Here is a 19435-nt window from a genome sequence, read left to right on the forward strand (position 1 = left end):
CCGGCGTGGCGTGCGCCCGTGTTGGTTTCATCCTGTTAACTGGGTGCCGCACTGTCAATCGGCCAAAGCCGATTTCGGCGCTGCAGCGCACTCAAAAATGGCGCTCATGTCGCTTTGCATAGCACAAAGATGCTGTGATTTTAACCGTGCCGCACAAAACGGTAGCGGAGCCCCTTTGAAAGTGCTTACTTTATTGCATTGCGTTGCGCGTAAAGCCCCAATCTGTCCGTTTGGCGCAGTGCCGGCGGGTCCCTCTCCTCGGTACGTATGTGTGAGCTCCCATGGCGAAAACAGATCAGCCTACAACTATCAAGAAGTACGCAAACCGCCGGCTTTATAATACCGGAACAAGCACTTATGTGACGCTCGAGGATCTCGCCTCGATGGTGAAAGACGGCGAGGACTTCCTCGTTTACGGCGCCAAGACCGGCGACGACATCACCCGCTCGGTGCTTGCGCAGATCATCTTCGAACAGGAAAACAAGGCCGGCCAGAACTTGCTGCCGACCACCTTCCTGCGCCAGCTGATCCGGTTCTACGGCGACAGCATGCAGATGGTAGTACCGAAATATCTCGAGCAGTCGATCGACTCACTGACGCGCGAGCAGGAAAAATTCCGCAAGCAGATGACCAACACTTTCAGCCTGACGCCGTTCGCGCCGCTGGAAGAGACGGTTCGCCGCAATATGGAATTGTTTCAGCAGACGTTCTCGATGTTCAAGCCGTTCGTGCCGCCGCGCAACGGCGCCGCCGCCGAGCCGGATCGCGTGCCGGAGCCCGCGCCCGACGCGGACAATATCGACGACCTGCGTCGCCAGATGAAGGACATGCAGGAACGCCTCGAGCGCATGTCGCACGAGCCGAAGCCTGAACTGAAGAGCGAGTAGTTCAAGTAGCAGAAGCGAAGTCGTTCGTGGTCTCCCTCCCCCTTGCGGGGAGGGTCGGCCGAACGACGACGATGCACCGCATCGTCGGAAGTGGAGGCCGGGGTGGGGGTGCCGCGGGCTCGGAGTGCGTGGCACCCCCCACCCGACCGCGCTGCGCGCGGCCACCCTCCCCACCCTGCGAAGCTTCGCTTCGCGTGGGGGAGGGAAAAGAAAGCCCTACCCAGTCGCCGGACGGCACTGCGGCACGTCGAGCCAGGGCCGCTCTGCCGAGGCAAGCCCGATCACCTTGCCCTGGATGTAGTCGCAGCCCCAGTCGCGCAGCAGCGCTGCCGACTCGTCGTCCTGCACCCACTCCGCCACCGTTTTGATACCCAGCCTGCGACTGAGATCGATCATGGTTTGCACGAAGGCGCGGTCGTCGGCGGAGCGCGCGATATTCTGCACGAAGGCGCCGTCGATTTTCAGAATATCCACGCCGAGCTTGCGCAGGTTGCGGAAGCTCGTGTAGCCGGCACCGAAATCGTCGATGGCGATGCGGCTACCGAAATTCTTCAGCCGGGTGACGAAGCCGCGGACGTCGTCGAGATCCTGGATCGCAACCGTCTCGGTGATCTCCACGATCAGCCGCTCGGCAACGCCGGGATTGGCGCGCATCATCGATTCGATCGAGGCCCACCAGTCCGGATCCATCGTGGTATCCGGCGAGATGTTGAGCGAGAGCTGCACATCGGGCGCCGCCGCCAGCTCCGCCACCACCAGTTCGAGCACGCGGTGATCGACCAGCCGGATCAGGCCGAGCTTCTCGGCCACCGGCACGATGTCCGGCGCCAGCAGCAACTCGCCGTCGTCCTGCTTCATGCGGACCAGACATTCATAGAAGGCGGGATCGCGACCGGCGGCATGCACCACCGGCTCGAACGCCATCACGATGCGGCGCTCGTTGAGCGCGGTGACGATCTCGTCGGTGACGCGGATGTTGACGCGGCGTTGCGCGTCGCGCTCCACATTGGGGCGCCACATGGCATAGCTGCCGGGGCGGCGGCTCGCGGTGTCGAGGGTTTCCTGGGCGCGGGTTACGGCTTCTTCGACATTGCGGGCATAGCGGGGAACGTTGACCGCGCCGATCGACACCGTCGCCGACACCGGGCCGGATTTGGTCGGGATCACGTCGTCGCGCACGCCCTGCAGGAAACGTTCGGCGGCCACGTTGGCATCATCGACGCTGCAGTTCTTCAGGATCAGGCCGAACTTGTTACCGGAAAACCGGCCAAGCACGTCGCCACCCCGCAGACGCGCCCGAATTCGCCGGGCGATCTCGGCGATCACCTCGTCGGCGACGTCGAAGCCGAACGCGTCGTTGATCCGCGACAGGTGGTCGATGCCGATCAGCATCAAAACAAACGAGGTCCGGAAGCGCGCGGCATCGTCGATCGCCTCGGCGAGCGACGCCAGCAGATGCGTGCGGTTGAGTTCGCCGGTGACCGGATCGTGCTGCGACAGTTTCAGCAGTTGCTCTTCGCGGGCATGGCGTTCGTTGTTGAGACGGACGATGCCCTGCACGCGCAACGGCTTGCCGTCGGCGCCGGCCAGGCAACAGCCGCTCTCCTCGATCCACAGCACCGCGGCGGTGGTCGAGGCGCGGACCCCGTATTCGATCCGGTACGACGCGCCGCCCGCCGCCAGCGCATGGGCCAGCGCCTCGGTGCGCACCGAACGCTGCGGCTCGATCAGGCCGGCCAGACCGGCGCCGCTGGCCAATGTCGCGGGCGGAATGTCGGCAAAGACCTGCGCGGCGGCGTCGGTCCAATGAATAGCGTCGCTGGCGATATCCCAGACGAACGCCGCCTGGCCCAATGCTGTGAGAATGCTCGCCGCCTGCGGCGGCTCGGCGGGTCCGGTCGGGGGCTCGGCGGATGTCAAAAGTAGCCTCGTTTTGGGACGCCACACGGTGATTCGTGTCGTGACAATACGGCGTCGGGCATTCGCGAAGGTAGTCGAAGTTCTTAAAGATTTCGAGAAATCGCAATTTGGCAGTGTTTGCAGGGCGTTTCGCGCGGCGGCGCCCGGCCTCGGCATGCCGCTTGCGAGGTGGGCTGCGAAGGCGCAAGCCTTGTCCCGAATTGAGACAATCGAAATGCGAATCGCTCCGGCCAGCCCGATCGCTCACACGCACCCGATGCGGCGCGCCGGCGATGCCGTGGCCGATGCGGTCGAGCCCAAGGCCAGTGTCGCCCTGGTGCCAGTGGCGCCATCGACGCGTACCGCACCATTGTCGTCCGGCCTGTCGCGGCCGGACCCGGGCTTCATCGCCCACCTGATCGCGACCGCCGAGCAGAGCCCGCAGACCCGCCTGCTCCGCCGCGCGGAAGTGTCCGACGTGCAAGCCGCCTATCGCGCGGTAGCCAACCAGAATGCGGGCGCGCCGAGTCTCATCATTCGAATGACGGCCTGAATGGCCTCCCTCCCCCGTTTCGGGGAGGGTCGGCCGAACGAACCGATGCGTAGCATCGGTGAAGTGGAGGCCGGGGTGGGAGGCCGCGGGCTCCGGAGTTTGTGGTTACCCCCACCCGACCGCGCTGCGCGCGGCCACCCTCCCCACAAGGGGGAGGGAAAGACGGCGTTCTACTTTTTATAATCGAAGTCGGATTCGTCAGCGCGCGGTGGGCGGCGTGTCGTTCGAGGGATGCGCGCCGGTGCCGGGCTGCAAATCGGGCGAGGTGATCTGCGGCGAGGTGTGGGCGACGACTTCGGGCGGCACCACGGCTTCAGGCGGAACGACGGGCTTCGCATCGAACTTCGGCTCGGGATGATCGAGCAGCACCGCTTCGGCCACCGAGGCCGCGGGCGGCACGACCCGCGCGGGGGCCGGCGTCACCGGCGCTGGCTCGTAGCGCGGCGCGGGTTCGGCGCGAACCGGTTCCGGCGCATGGACAGGGGCCGCCACGCGGCGCGGGCGGCGGGCGCGCAGCGACACGCCGGCGAAGAAATCCACCATCGCGATCAGCGTGATCAGGAAGAAGGTCGAGTTGCCGAACTTCGGCAGCATCACGAATTCGGCGGCGGCGGCGCCGAACACCAACAGCGACAGCAAGTGATCGACGAAATATTTGGCGGCGGGGCGCGCAGCGCGCGCCACTTCGAGCAGCAATAGGAGAATGCCGAGCGCGACCAGCACGTCGTTCAGCGTCACCGTCCAGACGTCCTTCGACATCAGCGGGATCGAGAACAGCGGCACCGGCGCGGACAGCGCCAGGTCGGGCATCAGGAAAACGATGATGTTGCAGATTGCCAGCGGAATCAGCAGCAGCGGAAACGCCATCGGGGGCCTTCTTTGCAAGCGAGAGAATCGGAAGCGCATTCCAGCGACGCAATGCGTACCGGAATTGAGCGATTAGCTCCAGAGTTGGAGCGAAATCGGGCGGAAGTACAGCTTTACTGGACCCGCCCGACGCTTCGACCCGCTTGTCCTGAACCTTGGCAACCGGCGGCCACACCGCAAAGCGGCGCGGCCCTCCGGGCAGCGGTCAGGATTCTTTCTTGATCTTCAGAACCTGGCGGCCCTTGTACATGCCGGTCTTCATGTCGAGGTGATGCGGGCGGCGCAGTTCGCCGGAATCCTTGTCTTCCGCATAGGTCGGGGTCTTGAGCGCGTCAGCCGAACGACGCATGCCACGCCGCGACGGCGATGTTTTTCTTCTGGGAACGGCCATGGGATGGTCCTTGCAGTGATGTCAGAGTGGTTCGATCGGCATCCGCGAACGGACGGCCCGGCGCCGGGGGCGCGGGCAAAATCGTCGATAAGGCCGCGCTTATAACGGAACGGGGACGGGATGGCTAGGGTGGCGGGACGGGAAAATCACGCCTCGCTGTCATTCCGGGGCGCACGCAGCGCAGGCTGCGGGCGAACCCGGAATCTGGAGATGTTTTGAACATCTCGGGATTCCGGGTTCGCGCACGGCTGACGCCGCGCCCACCCCGGAATAACAGTTTAGCTGCGTCCCACGCCCCAGCACTTCTGCAATTCCGCCGCCTGCGCCCGCGCCATGTAGGTCGAGGCCAGCCGCCGCACGCCGGGGCCCGGCGTCCGGGCGCTGCGGGTGACCGGGTTGGGGAGCACCGCCGCCAGCAGCGCGGCGTCGCGCGGCGACAGGTTGGCGGCCGAGCGGCCGAAGGCGAATTGCGCGGCGGATTCGGCGCCGAACTGTCCGGACGGGCCCATTTCGGCGATATTCAGGTAGATTTCCAGGATCCGCGCCTTGCTGAGCACCAGGTCGATCCACATCGCCAGCGGGATTTCCAGGCCCTTGCGGATGACGCTGCGGCCCGGCCACAGGAACAGGTTCTTCGCCACCTGCTGGGTAATGGTGGAACCGCCGCCGGACACCTCGCCGTCCTGGGCGTCCTCGATGGCGTTATGCAGCGAATCCCAGTCGATGCCGCGGTGCGAGCAGAATTTAGCGTCCTCGGAGGCCACCACGCTGGACGGCAGCGCCGGCGCCATGGCGGCGAGGTCGAGCCAGGTCCGCTCTACCGGCCGCCCGGTGACCCAGCGCCACGCCATCAGCGACGAGATGGGATGGCCGGCGCTGTACAGCGGCGTCAGCCCGTAGGGCACCAGCAGCAACAGCACCACGATCAGGATCAGTCGGCGAAACAGGCGCAAGGCAGGATTCCGGATTGGCTCGGGCCCCGATAGAGCGGGGATTCCGCGGGCTTTTCAAGGCGGTTAAGCACGCCCGCGGGATATGCCGCAGGCCGGCGTCGCGGAATTGACGCCGCGCCTGCCATAGAGGATTGTCCGGCCGAATTGATCTGGAGCTATTCTTAATGACGACCCGCGCCACCGATTTCGCCGCCCGCCTCGACCAGACCGCGGAAGATACCGAAGCCGTGCTCGGCCGCCTGCTCGGCGATGGCCTTGAGCCCGACGAGATTGCGCGCCCGAAGCGGCTGATGGACGCCATGCGCTATTCCAGCCTCGGCGGCGGCAAGCGACTGCGGCCGTTCCTGGTGGTGGAGAGTGCGGCGGTGTTCGGCGTGCCGCGCGAGGCTTCGCTTTTGGTTGGCGCGGCGCTGGAATGCATCCACTGCTATTCGCTGATCCATGACGACCTGCCGGCGATGGACGACAGTGACCTGCGCCGCGGCCGCCCCACCCTGCACAAGGCCACCGACGACGCCACCGCGATCCTCGCCGGCGACGCGCTGCTGACGCTGGCCTTCGACATCATCACGCGGGACGAGATCCACAAAGATCCCACCGTGCGCCTGCTGCTGACCCGCGCTTTGGCGCGCGCGTCGGGCATCGGCGGCATGGTCGGCGGCCAGATGCTCGATCTCGCCGGCGAAGGCCGGTTCGGCGATCGCGAACCCGTGGATGTCGCCCGCCTGCAGCAGATGAAGACCGGCGCGCTGCTGCGGTTCGGCTGCATCGCCGGCGCGCTGCTCGGCCAAGCCACGCCGGACCAGTACAAGGCGCTCGACGATTACGGCCGCGCGCTCGGCGAAGCGTTCCAGATCGCCGACGACCTGCTCGACGTCGAGGGCGACGCAGCCTCGCTCGGCAAGCCGGCCGGCGCCGATGCCGCGCTCGGCAAGACCACCTTCGTCACCCAGTTGGGCCTCGCCGGCGCCAAGCAGCGCGTCAGCGACCTGATCGGCACGGCCGACGCCGCATTATCGATCTTCGGCGCCAAGGGCGACGTGCTGCGCGCCGCCGCGCGCTTCGTTGCCGAACGCAAGAACTGACGTGGCGAAGCCTGCTGAGGAACTCGACGAACTCGTTGCCCGGTTCGAAAAGCTGCCGCGGCCGATCCGCATCGTCTATGCGCGGCCGCGTACCTTCCTGGCGATGGCGATCGGCATCGTGGCCTTCTTCGTCGCGCCGGATTCGCTGCGGCTGGTGACGCGGCTGCTGATCGGCTGGGACGTGTTCGTCGCATTCTATCTGCTGCTGGTGGTAACGATGATGGCGCGCTGCGGGCTGGCGCATATCCGCCGCAACGCCATTCTGCAGGATGACGGCAGCGTCATCATCCTGCTGGTGGCAGCACTCGGCGCCTTCGCCAGCATCGCCGCCATCGTCTTCGAGCTCGGCGCCGGCAAGCACAGCCCTCCGGAGCTGGCCTTGGCGATCGGCACCATCACCCTGTCCTGGGCCGCCGTGCACACGACGTTCGCGCTGCATTACGCCCATGAGTTCTATGGCCACGAGAAGCCCGCCGGGCTGGCGTTTCCGAACGGCGACGACGACAAGCCCGAGCCGCCGGATTATTGGGACTTCGTGTATTTCTCCTTTGTCATCGGCATGACCGCGCAGACCTCCGACGTCGGCATCACCGACAAGTCGATCCGCCGCATCGCCACCGCGCACGGCATCGTATCGTTCATCTTCAACACCGCGCTGGTGGCGCTGATGGTAAACATCGCGGCGAGCGCGATCTAACCACCAGCCCCTCCCCGTCATTGCGAGGAGCGAAGCGACGCGGCAATCCAGAAGGCGGCGAACTCGGCAAGAGCTGGATTGCTTCGTCGCAAGGGCTCCTCGCAATGACGGACGCATTGACCTCGCTGTCCCGACAGGCAAACTACACCTGCAAAGGACACCGCCTGCGTGGAAGCCAAGTTCCCTATTTTCCTGATCCTGATCGCCGTGCTCGCGGGCACCGCCTATCTGGCGCGGCGGATCAACATGGCACATGCGATTCTGGCGCTGCTGGCCGGCATCGCGCTGGCCTATGTGCCGGGCATGCCGGCCATCGAACTGCCGCCTGACGCGGTGCTGCTCGGCGTACTGCCGCCGCTGATCTATTCAGCCTCCGTCGCCATGAGCTGGCGCGAGTTCCGTGCCAGCCTGCGGCTGATCACGCTGCTGGCGGTCGGCTGCGTGATCTTCACCGCCTGCCTGGTCGCCACCGCCACGCATTTCCTGATCGGCCTGCCGTGGGGCGTCGGCTTCCTGCTGGGCGCCATCGTCGCGCCGCCGGACGTGGTGGCGCCGCTCGCCGTCGCGCGAAAGCTCGGCCTGCCGCGCCGCATGCTGGTGGTGCTGGAGGGCGAGGGCCTCGCCAACGATGCCACCACGCTGATCCTGTACCGCTTCGCCGTGGTGGCGATCTCCACCGGCGCGTTCTCGCTGCCGGTGGCGGCCGGCACCTTCGCCGCGATCCTCGCCGCCGAGTTGGCGTTCGGCTTCGCGATCGGCTGGATCAGCCTGCGGCTGCGCCACTACGCCCGCGACCCGCAGGTCGAGATCACGCTGTCGCTGCTGACGCCCTATGTCGCCTATCTGATCCCCGAACATTTCGGCGGCTCCGGCATCATCGCCACCGTGGTCTGCGGGCTCTACATCTCCTGGAACGGGCCGCTGCTGATTTCCGCGGCGACGCGGCTGCAGGGCATCTTCTTCTGGGACCTCGTCATCTACCTGGTCGAGGGCATGCTGTTCCTGCTCACCGGTTTCCAGATGCGGCTCCTGATCGAGAAGTCGAAGGCGTTCCCGTTCAGCGACATCATGCTGGCCACCGCGCTGGTCGCCGTGGTGATCGTGATCGCGCGCTTCGCCTGGGTGTACCCAGCGATCTATCTGCCGCGATGGCTGGACCCGAAACTGCGCCAACGCGATCCGGCGCCGGGCTGGCGTTGGACCTTCGTGGTCGCCTTCACCGGCGTGCGCGGCGCGGTGTCGCTGGCCGCAGCCCTGGCGCTGCCGTTCGCGCTGCCGTCTGGCGAAGGCTTTCCGTCGCGCGACCTGATCCTGTTCGTCACCTTCAACGTCATCCTGCTCACCGTGGTCGGCTTCGGCCTCGGCCTGCCGATCGTGGTGAAGCTGCTCGGCATGGGCAAGGAAGGCCGCGAGGAGTACATCGCCGAGCATGAGGCCGAACTTGAGGCCCGCCGCGAAGCGCTGGCCGCGGCGCTGGCCTCGCTCGATGCCATGACCGACGACCGCGAACTATCGGATGAAGTGGTGAAGCTTTTGCGCACCCGGCACGAGGTTCGCGCCGGCCAACTGCCGGAACATCTCGATCCCGACGCCGACAACTCGGCGCTCGGCACCGACCTGGTGCGCGAACTGATCGCCGCGGAGCGAAAATTCATCCATATGCAGTTGCGCGACGGCAAGATCACCGACGAGAGCCGGCGCCGGATCGAGCGCGATCTCGATCTGGAAGAGGCGGGATTGATCAACCGGGAATATCGCAAGATGCCGCTGTAGGGGCGGGAAGCAAAACCGGATGCGGCGGAGATGCAAATCTGCTAGTTTGACCAGATGACGAGAGAGAGCCTCGAAAATCTGTTGGATCGCGTTGCAGCCTGGCCCGAAGAGGACCAGGAGAAAGTCGCTCGCTTCATCGACGAAATTGAAGCAAAGCGCGGGGACGTCTATAAACTGAGCGATGAAGAACGCGCGGCCGTTCGCCGCGGATTCGCGGAAATGCGCTCCGGCCAGTTGGCGAGCGACGAGGAAGTCGCGGCGGTGTTTAACCGCTATCGGTGATGAAGGTCCGCTGGTCAAAAACCGCGCTCATCGAACTTGACGATATCTTCATTTACATTTCCGAGCGCAACAGGACCGCCGCAAAATCTGTGGTCCGGCGCATTGAAGAACTCGTCGCGCAGCTCGGGCAATTTCCCTATCGCGGACACCTTGCGGACGAGCCCGGCGCGTGGGCCATTTCCGTCGTGCGATACCCGTATGTCGTGTTCTACCCGACAGATGTGACGAATAACGAACTCGTCATCCTGCACATTAGGCATACGGCGCGGAACCAACAACCGGCGGAGCCATAGCTCACGCCGGTTTCTGCTCGATCCTACTCCGCCGCGTCGGCCCCGACCTGCGCCGGCAATGCCGCGCCTGCGCCGTAGCGGTGGTCGATGTAATCGATCACCATCGCCTTGAAGTCGCCGGCGATGTTGGGCCCGCGCAACGTGCGGAATTTCTTGCCATCGACGAACACCGGCGCCGCCGGGGTTTCGCCGGTGCCCGGCAAGGAGATGCCGATGTCGGCGTGCTTGGATTCGCCGGGGCCGTTGACGATACAACCCATGATGGCGACATTCAGCGATTCCACGCCGGGGTAGGTGGTCTTCCAGCCGGGCATCTCGACGCGGATGAAATCCTGGATCGAGCGCGCCAGTTCCTGGAACGTGGTCGAGGTGGTGCGGCCGCAGCCGGGGCAGGCGGCCACCAGCGGCACGAAGGTGCGGAAGCCCATGGTCTGCAGCAGTTCCTGCGCGACCTGGACCTCGATGGTGCGGTCGCCGCCGGGCTCCGGCGTCAACGAAATGCGGATGGTGTCGCCGATGCCCTGCTGCAGCAGGATGCCGAGCGCCGCCGATGAGGCGACGATGCCCTTGGAGCCCATGCCGGCCTCGGTAAGGCCGAGATGGATCGCGTAGTCGGAGCGTTCGGCCAGCGTCTGGTAGACCGCGATCAGATCCTGCACCGCCGACACCTTGGCCGACAGGATCATGCGATTCTTCGGCAGGCCGATTTCCTCGGCGCGCGCGGCCGACAGCAGCGCCGACTGCACCATCGCTTCGCGGGTTACCGCGCGGACGTCTTTCGGCTGCGCCAAGAGCGCGTTCTCGTCCATCAGCTTGGTCAGCAGCTCCTGATCCAGCGAGCCCCAGTTGGCGCCGATCCGGACCGTCTTGTTGTACTTCAGCGCCATCTCGACGATGTCGGTGAACTGGCTGTCGCGCTTGTTCTTGAAGCCGACATTGCCGGGATTGATGCGGTACTTGTCGAGCGCCTCGGCGCAGGCCGGGTGGTCGGCCAGGAGCTTGTGGCCGATGTAATGGAAATCGCCGATCAGCGGCGTGGTGATGCCGCGCTTGCGCAGCTCGTCGCGGATATGCGGCACGGCGGCAGCGGCCTCGTCGCGATCGACGGTGATGCGGACCATTTCCGACCCGGCGCGCGACAGAGCGGCGACCTGTTCGATGGTCCCCTGGATGTCGGCGGTGTCGGTGTTGGTCATCGACTGCACGACGATCGGCGCGCCGCCGCCGACGGCGACGTTGCCGACCATGACCTGGGTGCTGCGATGCCGGGCCTTCGGGCCGGCGACATCGGACTGCGGCGGTTTTTCAAGCATGTTCATGGGGTCTCGAATATCAGGTTTTGGTGACATTCAGCAATGGATTCATGGTCACCGTGTCGTGCGCCGAGGCCCTGAAATAGCCAGTCGGAGCGCCGGAGATAAGGGGTCATAGCGGTAAATGCTGACAATTTGCTGACCGGCACGTCAATACCGGCCGAATCAAACCAGAATTCTCGTTTCTGCGCTTTCCAGCGGATCGGGCCCGGCTTAAATGTTTCAATGAAAACAATATTTTGCTGAGATCCGACGATCAAATGACCGATTGACAACTTGCCTGATCGGCCCAATCTACGATTGTACTGGCTGAGGATGGATCATGCCCGCACCGGTTAAGCATATGAGCCCGGATCTGGTTCTAACCACCGTCAATGCGCCATATAGCCAGCATCTGGACGCTCTGGAGTTGGTCGGATTTTTGCTCGATCATTCGGCGGCCAAGACTGTCCCCGGCCATATGTCGTCGTTTTTCGGGGAAGTGAAGCCAGAGTTACAGCTCGAGTTCGCGAGCATGTTCGGCATCAGCAAGCCCCAACTGGTCGCTGCTGCAAGATCCTTTGCCACGTATTCGGGCCAACCCTACCCGCTCGCAAAATGAGCGCCGCAAGCGGTCTGTCCGATTGGCCACGATTGCTCCGGGTAGCCTGCGCCCTGATCCGCCAGGTGAATGCCGAACAGACAATCATCGATCAATGGACGTTGGGCGGGGGCACCGCGATGATGCTGCAAATTGATCATCGCGACAGTCACGACATCGATGTCTTCTTCTCAGATCCGCAATTCTTGTCGCATTTAGACCCGGAAAAGCATGATTTTGATTTTGAAGTTATGCCTAGCGGCTATCACGGCGACGGCGTCAGCTTTCTAAAACTGACGTTCAAGAATATTGGCCAAATTGATTTCATTGTCGGACAGTCGCTAACGGCGTCACCTGCACATCCATCCGTAGTCGCAGGCGACACGGTTTTTCTGGAAACAATCCCGGAGATCATCACAAAGAAGGTGTACCATCGCGGCGCGATGCTCATACCACGTGACATTTTCGACATAGCCGCTGCAGGCGTTCAACATGCGGATGCCGTCATCGCTGAACTGCGAAATTATCGCGAAGAGGTCGCCCGGACGATTGCGGCTCTCGACGGCTCAAACCCAAACTTTGTGAATGGCACAATCTCGCAGTTGACTATCAAAGAAGCATTTCGACCGGTCGCGATAACAGCGCACGAAAGAGCCCGGGAAATCCTTCGCGCCGTGTGAGCGCTCACCCCACCACCGCCGCCGGCTTGTTGACGAGATACAGCCCCGCGATCACCAGCATGGCGGCAACGCCGAAGGCCGGGGTCAGCGGGTCGTGCATGATGAGATAGCCGCCGGCGACACCGATCAGCGGGGTGATGAAGGTGAAGGCCGACAGCTTGCTGGCGGAATGGACCTTCACCAGGCTGAACCAGATCAGGAACGTCATACCGACCACCCAGATCGCCTGCCAGGCCATCAGCGACAGCGTCAGCGCGCCCGGCACATGCGGGATGGTTTCGCCAGCAAACCACGCGGCCAGGCCGAGGATCGGGATCGACATCGCGACCTGATAGCCCAGCGCCTTTTCCGGCGGGCAGCGGATCAGCGCGGTGGCTTTGACGCACAAGGTGGTCGCCGCCCACAGCATCGCGCCGGCCACCACCATCAGGTCGCCGAGCAGCACCCTGGCATCGACATCGGGCTGCGGCACGCCGATCGCAAACGCCACGCCGGCGAAGCTGACCGCCAGCCCGATCCACTGCACGGCGCGCAGCCGCTCGCCGAGAAACTGGTAAGAGCCGGCGGCGACGAAGAACGGCGCCGTGTAGAGGAAAACCGAGGCGCGGCTCGCCGAGGTAAATTGCAGCCCGTGGTAGATCAGCACGAATTCCACGCCGAACAGTACGCCGCAGAACAGCCCGGCCTTGAGCGAGCCGTCGCGCGCGAACAGCTTGGTGCCGCGGATCGCGGCGATGGTCAGGATTACCGCCAGCGCGCCGGCAGAGCGCAGCATCGCCTGCAGATAGGGCGGGATTTCCGGCAGCACCATCTTGATGGCGATCTGGTTGAAACCCCAGGTCAGGCACAGCATCAGCATCAGGGCGATGGCGCCGAGGGTGAGCGGGCGCGCGCCGGGCGGGATCGTGCGGGGTGGTGCTGACATCGGGCCTCGTCCGGCTTGTCGCCGTGTTATTGGTCTTGTTGTGACGTCGTCTGGCAGTGCGCGCAGGTGCCGGTGATTTCCACCACCGAGAGTTTCGGCGCAAAGCCGGTGGTGCGGGCGGCGTCGTTCAGGCTCTGCGCCACCTTGGCAGCCGGCACCTCGCCCACCGAGCCGCATTTGTCGCAGATCAGGAACGCCACCATCGCCGCTTCGGCGTGGTCGTGGGCGCAGGCCAGGAATGCGTTGCGGCTCTCGATGCGATGCACGAGGCCGTTCTCCATCAGGAAATCCAGCGCGCGGTACACCGTGATCGGCGCCGGGCGCGGCATCGTCTTGGCGAGTTCGTCGATCACCTCGTAAGCGCCGAGCGGCCGGTGGCTACCCAGCAGCGCGCCCAACACCTGGCGGCGGATCGGGGTGAATTTCTGTGACCGGCCGGCGCAGACCGCTTCGGCGTGCTGGATTGCGTCCGCGGTACAGCGGTCGTGATCGTGGCCGGGGGCCGGAAAATGGGGCTTGGCGAGGGTCATGAGTGACATTTAGTGCGTCCGCGCCGATTCCGCTCGCGAAATCGGCAAGGCGCGGGCCGCCTCAACGAGCCATGCGTTCGCCGCGGGGCAGCCGCCGAAACATATCGCATCGATATAATAAGCAAACTATACTATATCGCGATCTTACGGAGTGACCATGCCCGGTTCCAATGTCGACTTCCTGTTTGCCCTGTTCGAAACCCAGCGCCTGCTGCGGCTTTATGCCGAAAAGCAGGCGCGCCGTTTCGGGCTGACGCGCGCCCAATGGGGCGTGCTGGCCAAGCTGGAGCGCACCGAGGGCATGAAGCAGGCCGAAATCGCCGAACTGATGGAAATTCAGCCAATCACGTTGACGCGGCTGATCGACAAGCTCTGCGACCTCGGCCTGATCGAACGCCGCAGCGACGACAGCGATCGCCGGGTCAACCGGCTGTATCTCACCGAGGCCGCGCGCCCGCTGACGCTGAAACTGGCCGACCTGCGCAACGAGCTGACCCACACCGCTCTGGCCGGGCTCAGCGCGGCGGACACCCATCTGCTGGTCGCCCAGCTCGAAACCGTCAAGAACAACGTCCGCGAGGCGATCCAGAACCCTGTCGCCGCGCCGACAACGCCCGCTGCCCTGAAGAAAGAAGCGACCTATGGCTGAGCCCGTGCTGAAACTTGCCACCGACAAAAGCGCTCCGGACGCCGGTACCGCATCGCCGCCGCGGCCCGGTTTGCTGCGCCGCCATCGCCGCACCCTGCTGCTGGTGGTGCTGCCGATCGTCGCGCTGGTCGGCGGCGTCGCCTTCTATCTCTCGGGCGGTCGCTATGTAACCACCGACGACGCCTATGTCGGCGCGCAAAAGGTGCTGATCACGCCGGATATCTCCGGCAACGTCGACAAGGTCGTGGTGCGCGAGGGCCAGCACGTTCGCGAAGGCGACGTGCTGTTCGAGATCGATCCGGTGCCGTTCCAGATCGCCGTGCGCCAGGCCCAGGCGACGCTGGCGCAGCAGAAGACCAGCTACGACACGCTGGTCGGCAATGTGAAGATCTACGGCCAGATGCAGGACCTGATGCAGCAGGGCGCCGACCTGAAGCAGCGCGACGTCGAGCGCAAGAACACGCTGGTGAAGAGCAACTTCGGCTCGCAGCTCGACCTCGACAATTCCGCCACCGCGCTGGTTACCGCCCGCGCCCAGCTCGAGCTGCTGCGCCAGCAGCTCTCTACCGCCAGGAACCAGTTGCTCGGCAATCCCGACCTGCCGCTGGAGGAGTTTCCGCCCTACGCCCAGGCCAAGGCGGCGCTCGACCAGGCGCAGCGCAACCTGGACCACACCACCTTGCGCGCGCCGATCAGCGGCACAGCGACCCAGGTCGACAACATCCAGCTCGGCCGCTTCGTCGCCGCCGGCACCCCGATCCTCAGCGTGATCGACGATGCCAAACCGTGGGTCGATGCCAACCTGAAGGAATCCGATTTCACCTATATCGCCGTCGGCCAGAAGGTAGACATCGACGTCGATGCGTTTCCGAGCCACGTATTCAAGGGCACCGTGGGCTCGCTGAGCCCCGGCACCGGCGCGCAGTTCGCGATCCTGCCGCCGCAGAACGCCACCGGCAATTTCGTCAAGGTGGTGCAGCGCGTGCCGGTGCGGATCTATCTCGATCACGCCGATCCCGCCGTGCAGAAGCTGAAGGCGGGCATGAGCTCGTTCACCTCGATCGACACCAACCATCATCGCTCGCTGGCGGCCTTGTTCGGCATGTCCGCCGCCGCGGCGAAGGACTGACCATATGAGCACGTCTGCATCCGCCCCGGTCGCGGTCCCCGGCCTGCGCCGGAACATGGTGACGATCTGCGCCATGACCGCGACCATCATGCAGGCGCTCGACACCACCATCGCCAATGTCGCTCTGCCCTATATGCAGGGCTCTTTGTCGGCGTCGCAGGACCAGGTCAACTGGGTGCTGACGTCGTACATCGTCGCCGCTGCGATCATGACCGCGCCGGTCGGCTGGGTCGCCAACCGGTTCGGTCGCAAGAAGGTGTTTATCGTCTGCGCCGCCGGCTTCACGGTGGCGTCGGTGATGTGCGGCCTGGCGCAGGACATCAGCCAGATGGTGCTGTTCCGGCTGCTGCAGGGCGTGTTTGGCGCGGCTTTGGTGCCGCTGTCGCAGGCGGTGATGCTGGACTCCTACGCTTTGCACGAACGCGCCAAGGCGATGTCGATCTGGGGCATGGGCGTGATGCTCGGCCCGATCATGGGGCCGTCGCTCGGCGCGTGGCTGACCGAGACCTATTCCTGGCACTGGGTGTTCTTCGTCAACCTGCCGTTCGGCATCGTCACGGTAGCCGGGCTGCTGATGTTTATGGACGAGACCAAACAGAATTTCGAACTCAAGTTCGATTGGTTCGGCTTCGCCGCGCTGGCGATCGGCATCGGCTCGATGCAGCTCGCGCTCGACCGCGGCGAGCAGCTCGGCTGGCTCGAATCCAACGAAATCATCGCCGAGGCGATCGTCGCCGTCGTCGGCTTCTACTACTTCTTCGCGCATTCGCTGACCTCGAACCGGCCGTTCATCCAGTTCGCCATCTTCAAGGACAAGAACTTCGTCGGCGGCTGCGTGTTCATGGCGGTGATGGGGCTGGTGCTGTATTCGACCATGGCGCTGTCGTCGCCGTTCCTGCAGAACGTGATGGGCTACCCGATCCTCACCGCCGGCCTGCTGCTGGCGACACGGGGCTCCGGCACCTTTGTCGCGATGATGCTGGTCGGCCGCATCATGAAATATATCGAGGCGCGGACGCTGATCATGGCCGGCATGGCGTTGATTTCGCTCGGGCTGTTCTTCACCGCACGCTGGACCGACCAGACAGGCGTCACCGAGGTCGTCATCGTCTCGATCGCACAGGGTTTTGGGCTCGGACTGGTGTTCGTCCCGTTATCGACCGTGGCGTTCCTGACGCTGCCCAACCACCTGCGCACCGACGGCACCTCGATGCTGACGCTGCTGCGCAACGTCGCCTCCTCGATCGGCATCTCGCTGGTGATCGCGCAGCTCACCTCGGGGACGCGGATGGCCCATGCGGTACTGGTCGAGCACGTCACGCCGTTCAACAATGCACTACAGATGCCCGGCGTGCGCGAGATGCTGGACCTCACCACCGACGCCGGCCGCGCCGCCGCCGACGCCATCGTCACCCTGCAGGCGACCATCATTGCGTTCGGACTGGACTACCAGATGGTGATGGTGGTGACGCTGATCGCGATCCCGCTGGCGCTGATGATCGGTTCCAGCAAGGCCGCGCTGCGCGCCCAGTCGCAGAAGCCGGACGACCACGCCGCGGTGCTGGAATAGCTTGTGATGTGATAACGCCGATGGTCTCCCTCCCCCTTGTGGGGAGGGTCGGCCGAGCGAAGGCGATGCGCAGCATCGCCGAAGTGGAGGCCGGGGTGGGGGCGCCACAGGCGACGGCGTTCGTGGCACCCCCACCCGACCCGGCTTCGCTTCGCTGCGCCGGGCCACCCTCCCCACCTGCGCGAAGCTTTGCTTCGCTTGGGGGGAGGGAAAGAACAGCGGCTCCGCGACCAACTACACCTCGAAAAACACCGTCTCGTTGTCGCCCTGCAGGTGAACGTCGAAACGATATACGCCGGAGGCCGTCTTCTTCGCGAGCAAGGTCGCGCGGCGATCCGCCGGGACCAGCGCCATCACCTCGTCCGACGCATTGGCCGGCTCGTCGTCGAAATAGATTCGCGTCATGCTCTGCATGGTCATGCCGCGGCCGAACACCGCCAGCACGATGTGCGGCGCCTGCGGCTTACCGTTCAGCCCCGGCACTGCGCCGGGCTTGATGGTGTCGAACGAGAAACCGTTCGCACCCGTGCCGCAACGGCCAAAGCCCTTGAACGACGAATTCGGCAACGCGCGGGAATCCTGCGGATCGGAGAACCGGCCCTGGGCGTCGGCTTGCCAGATTTCCAGCATCGCATCGGGCACGTTGGCGCCGTCGCCGTCATAGACGAAGCCTTCGATGCGGATGCGGTCACCGGAGACGTCCGGCGTCAGCAGGTTGTTGGTGAAGGCGTCGTTCCAGGCGTAATTGCCGTTCGGGGTCAGGCCGTAGGCGAAATACGGGCCGACGGTCTGCGAGGGGGTCAATCCGGACATCAGTGCGTATCCAAAGGCGTGGCGTTGCGCCCGCGCAGTACGATGTTGAAGCGATAGGCCAGCGCCCAATTGGGCTCGGTGGCGTCGAGGTCGAAATCCGACACCATGCGATTGCGCGCCTTCTCGTCGGTCACCGAATTGAAGATCGGGTCGAACGGGAACAAGGGATCGTTGGGGAAATACATCTGCGTCACCAGCCGCGACACGAAGGCATGGCCGAACACCGAGAAGTGGATGTGGGCGGGGCGCCAGGCGTTGGGGTGGTTGCCCCACGGATAGGCGCCGGGCTTCATGGTGATGAACTTGTAGTTGCCCTGCGCGTCCGTCACCGCTCGACCGGCGCCGGTGAAATTCGGATCGAGCGGCGCGGGATGCTGGTCGACCACATGGACGTAGCGGCCGCAGGCATTGGCTTGCCACAGCTCGACCAGCACGTTGGGCTGGCCGCGGCCGTCCTCGTCCTGGACCTGGCCGAACACGATGATGCGCTCGCCGATCGGCTCGCCGGCATGCATGGTGGTGAGGTCGTGATCCCCCGGCCGCACGGTCTCGTGGCCGTATACCGGGCCGGTCAGCTCCGACATGGTATGCGGCATCAGGATCCGCGCCTTCTGCGGCGCGCGCTTGATGGTGCTCTTGTAGGCGGGCGACAGCCGCGGCGCATGCACGGCATTGCTTTCGACGGGATAGATTAGGGTCATGTTAGGTCCTCTGGCCTCTCCCCGTCATTGCGAGGAGCCGTTGCGACGAAGCAATCCAGTCTTCGCTTGTAGCTTTCTGGATTGCCGCGTCGCTTCGCTCCTCGCAATGACGACTAATAGTTCGTTCCTTAATTCAGTTTCTCGATCGCCATCGCCACGCCCTGACCGACGCCGACGCACATGGTGGCGAGCGCCAGCTTGCCGCCGCGCTTCTCCATGCCGTGCACCGCGGTCATCGCCAGGCGCGCGCCACTCATGCCGAGCGGGTGGCCGAGCGCGATGGCGCCGCCATGCGGGTTGACGAAGTCAGCGTCCTCCTTGACGCCGAGCTGGCGCAGCACAGCAATGCCCTGCGAGGCGAAAGCTTCATTGAGCTCGATCAAATCGAAGTCGGAGATCTTCAGCCCGAGCCGTTCCATCAGCTTCTGGGTCGCCGGCACCGGGCCGATGCCCATGATGCGCGGCGCGACGCCGGCCGAGGCCAGGCCGAGAATGCGCGCGCGCGGGGTGAGGCCGTGCTTTTTCACCGCGGCGGCGGAGGCCAGGATCATGGCGGCGGCGCCGTCATTGACGCCCGAGGCGTTGCCGGCCGTGACCGTGCCGTCCTTGCGCACGATCGGGCGCAGCTTGGTCAGGCCTTCCAGCGTGGTCTCCGGGCGCGGATGCTCGTCCTTGTCCACACTGATCGGGCCGGCCTTGCCGCCCGGCGCCATCACGGCGACGATCTCTTCCGCAAAATAGCCGGAGGCGATCGCCTTGCCCGCGTTCTGCTGCGAGCGGATCGCGAACGCGTCCTGGTCGGCGCGCGAAATCTGGAAATCCTGCGCGACGTTCTCGCCGGTCTCCGGCATCGCATCGACGCCGT

At 64.8% G+C, this 19435-nt stretch carries 23 protein-coding genes; 12 read left to right on the plus strand and 11 right to left on the minus strand.

Annotation, left to right across the window (positions count from 1 at the left end; genetic code table 11):
* Window positions 1-281: 281 nt before the first annotated feature.
* Window positions 282-887 carry a polyhydroxyalkanoate synthesis repressor PhaR gene (gene phaR, locus JWR89_RS23735; protein WP_299720645.1) on the plus strand — a complete coding sequence of 202 codons (606 nt, stop codon included), beginning with the start codon at window positions 282-284 and terminating at the stop codon, window positions 885-887.
* A 216-nt stretch (window positions 888-1103) separates the two neighbouring features.
* Here phaR and JWR89_RS23740 read toward each other — a convergent pair whose 3' ends face one another.
* On the minus strand, window positions 1104-2807 hold the full coding sequence (locus tag JWR89_RS23740; protein WP_299720646.1) for a bifunctional diguanylate cyclase/phosphodiesterase: 1704 nt from the start codon (window positions 2805-2807) through the stop codon (window positions 1104-1106).
* Between the two features lie 214 nt (window positions 2808-3021).
* Between JWR89_RS23740 and JWR89_RS23745 the strand changes: the two genes are divergently transcribed.
* Window positions 3022-3339: a hypothetical protein gene (locus JWR89_RS23745; RefSeq protein ID WP_299720648.1), complete on the plus strand. Its 318-nt coding sequence runs from the start codon at window positions 3022-3024 to the stop codon at window positions 3337-3339.
* A 198-nt stretch (window positions 3340-3537) separates the two neighbouring features.
* On the opposite strand, the gene JWR89_RS23750 is transcribed toward JWR89_RS23745, so the two are convergent.
* The 3 genes from JWR89_RS23750 to mtgA all read right to left on the minus strand — a co-directional run bounded on the left by JWR89_RS23750 (window position 3538) and on the right by mtgA (window position 5550).
* Entirely contained in the window at window positions 3538-4206 is a 669-nt protein-coding gene (locus tag JWR89_RS23750) for a hypothetical protein (RefSeq protein WP_299720649.1), read from the minus strand.
* Window positions 4207-4411: 205 nt separating this feature from the next.
* Window positions 4412-4597: a 50S ribosomal protein L32 gene (gene rpmF / locus JWR89_RS23755; protein WP_295848050.1), complete on the minus strand. Its 186-nt coding sequence runs from the start codon at window positions 4595-4597 to the stop codon at window positions 4412-4414.
* 278 nt (window positions 4598-4875) lie between these two features.
* Window positions 4876-5550: a monofunctional biosynthetic peptidoglycan transglycosylase gene (mtgA, locus tag JWR89_RS23760; protein ID WP_299720651.1), complete on the minus strand. Its 675-nt coding sequence runs from the start codon at window positions 5548-5550 to the stop codon at window positions 4876-4878.
* 164 nt (window positions 5551-5714) lie between these two features.
* Between mtgA and JWR89_RS23765 the strand changes: the two genes are divergently transcribed.
* The 5 genes from JWR89_RS23765 to JWR89_RS23785 all read left to right on the plus strand — a co-directional run bounded on the left by JWR89_RS23765 (window position 5715) and on the right by JWR89_RS23785 (window position 9680).
* Window positions 5715-6635 carry a polyprenyl synthetase family protein gene (locus JWR89_RS23765; RefSeq protein WP_299720652.1) on the plus strand — a complete coding sequence of 307 codons (921 nt, stop codon included), beginning with the start codon at window positions 5715-5717 and terminating at the stop codon, window positions 6633-6635.
* Between the two features lies 1 nt (window position 6636).
* Window positions 6637-7332: a DUF1345 domain-containing protein gene (locus tag JWR89_RS23770; protein ID WP_299720653.1), complete on the plus strand. Its 696-nt coding sequence runs from the start codon at window positions 6637-6639 to the stop codon at window positions 7330-7332.
* 168 nt (window positions 7333-7500) lie between these two features.
* Entirely contained in the window at window positions 7501-9105 is a 1605-nt protein-coding gene (locus tag JWR89_RS23775; RefSeq protein WP_299720654.1) for a Na+/H+ antiporter, read from the plus strand.
* Between the two features lie 81 nt (window positions 9106-9186).
* Entirely contained in the window at window positions 9187-9387 is a 201-nt protein-coding gene (locus JWR89_RS23780) for a hypothetical protein (RefSeq protein WP_299720655.1), read from the plus strand.
* Window positions 9387-9680 (plus strand): type II toxin-antitoxin system RelE/ParE family toxin, encoded by a 294-nt coding sequence (locus JWR89_RS23785; RefSeq protein ID WP_299720656.1) that lies wholly within the window; start codon window positions 9387-9389, stop codon window positions 9678-9680. Before JWR89_RS23780 ends, JWR89_RS23785 begins: the two co-directional genes overlap by 1 nt.
* A 23-nt stretch (window positions 9681-9703) precedes the next feature.
* Here the strand turns inward: JWR89_RS23785 and ispG are convergent, their stop codons facing one another.
* Together ispG and JWR89_RS23795 are read right to left on the minus strand one after the other, a co-directional pair.
* Complete coding sequence (gene ispG / locus JWR89_RS23790) at window positions 9704-10999, minus strand: flavodoxin-dependent (E)-4-hydroxy-3-methylbut-2-enyl-diphosphate synthase (protein ID WP_299720657.1); 1296 nt, start codon at window positions 10997-10999, stop codon at window positions 9704-9706.
* Window positions 10996-11268, minus strand: coding sequence for a hypothetical protein (locus tag JWR89_RS23795; RefSeq protein ID WP_299720658.1), 273 nt, complete (start codon window positions 11266-11268; stop codon window positions 10996-10998). The genes ispG and JWR89_RS23795 overlap by 4 nt, the downstream gene beginning before the upstream one ends.
* 47 nt (window positions 11269-11315) lie before the next feature.
* Between JWR89_RS23795 and JWR89_RS23800 the strand changes: the two genes are divergently transcribed.
* Window positions 11316-11594, plus strand: coding sequence for a hypothetical protein (locus JWR89_RS23800; RefSeq protein WP_299720659.1), 279 nt, complete (start codon window positions 11316-11318; stop codon window positions 11592-11594).
* Entirely contained in the window at window positions 11591-12253 is a 663-nt protein-coding gene (locus JWR89_RS23805) for a nucleotidyl transferase AbiEii/AbiGii toxin family protein (protein WP_299720660.1), read from the plus strand. Before JWR89_RS23800 ends, JWR89_RS23805 begins: the two co-directional genes overlap by 4 nt.
* A gap of 4 nt (window positions 12254-12257) precedes the next feature.
* On the opposite strand, the gene JWR89_RS23810 is transcribed toward JWR89_RS23805, so the two are convergent.
* Both JWR89_RS23810 and JWR89_RS23815 read right to left on the minus strand, forming a co-directional pair.
* A complete protein-coding gene (locus JWR89_RS23810; protein ID WP_299720669.1) occupies window positions 12258-13112 on the minus strand; it encodes a DMT family transporter in 855 nt (284 codons plus the stop codon).
* Window positions 13113-13204: 92 nt separating this feature from the next.
* The gene (locus JWR89_RS23815) at window positions 13205-13708 is read right to left on the minus strand and encodes a Fur family transcriptional regulator (protein WP_299720670.1); all 504 of its coding nucleotides are present in this window, start codon (window positions 13706-13708) and stop codon (window positions 13205-13207) included.
* Between the two features lie 157 nt (window positions 13709-13865).
* Here JWR89_RS23815 and JWR89_RS23820 point away from each other — a divergent pair, with 157 nt between their 5' ends.
* Genes JWR89_RS23820 through JWR89_RS23830 form a run of 3 tightly spaced genes read left to right on the plus strand, consistent with a single transcriptional unit; the run spans window position 13866 to window position 17056 of the window.
* On the plus strand, window positions 13866-14357 hold the full coding sequence (locus tag JWR89_RS23820; RefSeq protein WP_299720661.1) for a MarR family transcriptional regulator: 492 nt from the start codon (window positions 13866-13868) through the stop codon (window positions 14355-14357).
* A complete protein-coding gene (locus JWR89_RS23825) occupies window positions 14350-15486 on the plus strand; it encodes an HlyD family secretion protein (RefSeq protein WP_299720663.1) in 1137 nt (378 codons plus the stop codon). The genes JWR89_RS23820 and JWR89_RS23825 overlap by 8 nt, the downstream gene beginning before the upstream one ends.
* Before the next feature lie 4 nt (window positions 15487-15490).
* A complete protein-coding gene (locus tag JWR89_RS23830; protein ID WP_299720664.1) occupies window positions 15491-17056 on the plus strand; it encodes a DHA2 family efflux MFS transporter permease subunit in 1566 nt (521 codons plus the stop codon).
* 234 nt (window positions 17057-17290) lie between these two features.
* On the opposite strand, the gene pcaG is transcribed toward JWR89_RS23830, so the two are convergent.
* The 3 genes from pcaG to JWR89_RS23845 form a co-directional block, all read right to left on the minus strand.
* Window positions 17291-17869, minus strand: coding sequence for a protocatechuate 3,4-dioxygenase subunit alpha (pcaG, locus tag JWR89_RS23835; RefSeq protein ID WP_299720666.1), 579 nt, complete (start codon window positions 17867-17869; stop codon window positions 17291-17293).
* Window positions 17869-18570, minus strand: a complete 702-nt coding sequence (gene pcaH, locus JWR89_RS23840) for a protocatechuate 3,4-dioxygenase subunit beta (protein ID WP_299720667.1) — start codon at window positions 18568-18570, stop codon at window positions 17869-17871. The genes pcaG and pcaH overlap by 1 nt, the downstream gene beginning before the upstream one ends.
* A 128-nt stretch (window positions 18571-18698) precedes the next feature.
* A partial coding sequence (locus JWR89_RS23845; RefSeq protein ID WP_299720668.1) for an acetyl-CoA C-acyltransferase occupies window positions 18699-19435 on the minus strand: 737 nt, incomplete at its 5' end.

The sequence above is a fragment of the Tardiphaga sp. genome, from assembly GCF_028290785.1.
Taxonomy (GTDB): Bacteria; Pseudomonadota; Alphaproteobacteria; order Rhizobiales; family Xanthobacteraceae; genus Tardiphaga.

Coding starts and splice junctions, on each gene's coding strand:
- phaR (WP_299720645.1), top strand. CDS start 282: ATGGCGAAAACAGATCAGCCTACAACTATCAAGAAGTACGCAAACCGC.
- JWR89_RS23745 (WP_299720648.1), top strand. CDS start 3,022: ATGCGAATCGCTCCGGCCAGCCCGATCGCTCACACGCACCCGATGCGG.
- JWR89_RS23750 (WP_299720649.1), bottom strand. CDS start 4,206: ATGGCGTTTCCGCTGCTGCTGATTCCGCTGGCAATCTGCAACATCATC.
- rpmF (WP_295848050.1), bottom strand. CDS start 4,597: ATGGCCGTTCCCAGAAGAAAAACATCGCCGTCGCGGCGTGGCATGCGT.
- JWR89_RS23765 (WP_299720652.1), top strand. CDS start 5,715: ATGACGACCCGCGCCACCGATTTCGCCGCCCGCCTCGACCAGACCGCG.
- JWR89_RS23785 (WP_299720656.1), top strand. CDS start 9,387: ATGAAGGTCCGCTGGTCAAAAACCGCGCTCATCGAACTTGACGATATC.
- ispG (WP_299720657.1), bottom strand. CDS start 10,999: ATGAACATGCTTGAAAAACCGCCGCAGTCCGATGTCGCCGGCCCGAAG.
- JWR89_RS23800 (WP_299720659.1), top strand. CDS start 11,316: ATGCCCGCACCGGTTAAGCATATGAGCCCGGATCTGGTTCTAACCACC.
- JWR89_RS23805 (WP_299720660.1), top strand. CDS start 11,591: ATGAGCGCCGCAAGCGGTCTGTCCGATTGGCCACGATTGCTCCGGGTA.
- JWR89_RS23810 (WP_299720669.1), bottom strand. CDS start 13,112: ATGCTGATGCTGTGCCTGACCTGGGGTTTCAACCAGATCGCCATCAAG.
- JWR89_RS23815 (WP_299720670.1), bottom strand. CDS start 13,708: ATGACCCTCGCCAAGCCCCATTTTCCGGCCCCCGGCCACGATCACGAC.
- JWR89_RS23820 (WP_299720661.1), top strand. CDS start 13,866: ATGCCCGGTTCCAATGTCGACTTCCTGTTTGCCCTGTTCGAAACCCAG.
- JWR89_RS23825 (WP_299720663.1), top strand. CDS start 14,350: ATGGCTGAGCCCGTGCTGAAACTTGCCACCGACAAAAGCGCTCCGGAC.
- JWR89_RS23830 (WP_299720664.1), top strand. CDS start 15,491: ATGAGCACGTCTGCATCCGCCCCGGTCGCGGTCCCCGGCCTGCGCCGG.
- pcaG (WP_299720666.1), bottom strand. CDS start 17,869: ATGTCCGGATTGACCCCCTCGCAGACCGTCGGCCCGTATTTCGCCTAC.
- pcaH (WP_299720667.1), bottom strand. CDS start 18,570: ATGACCCTAATCTATCCCGTCGAAAGCAATGCCGTGCATGCGCCGCGG.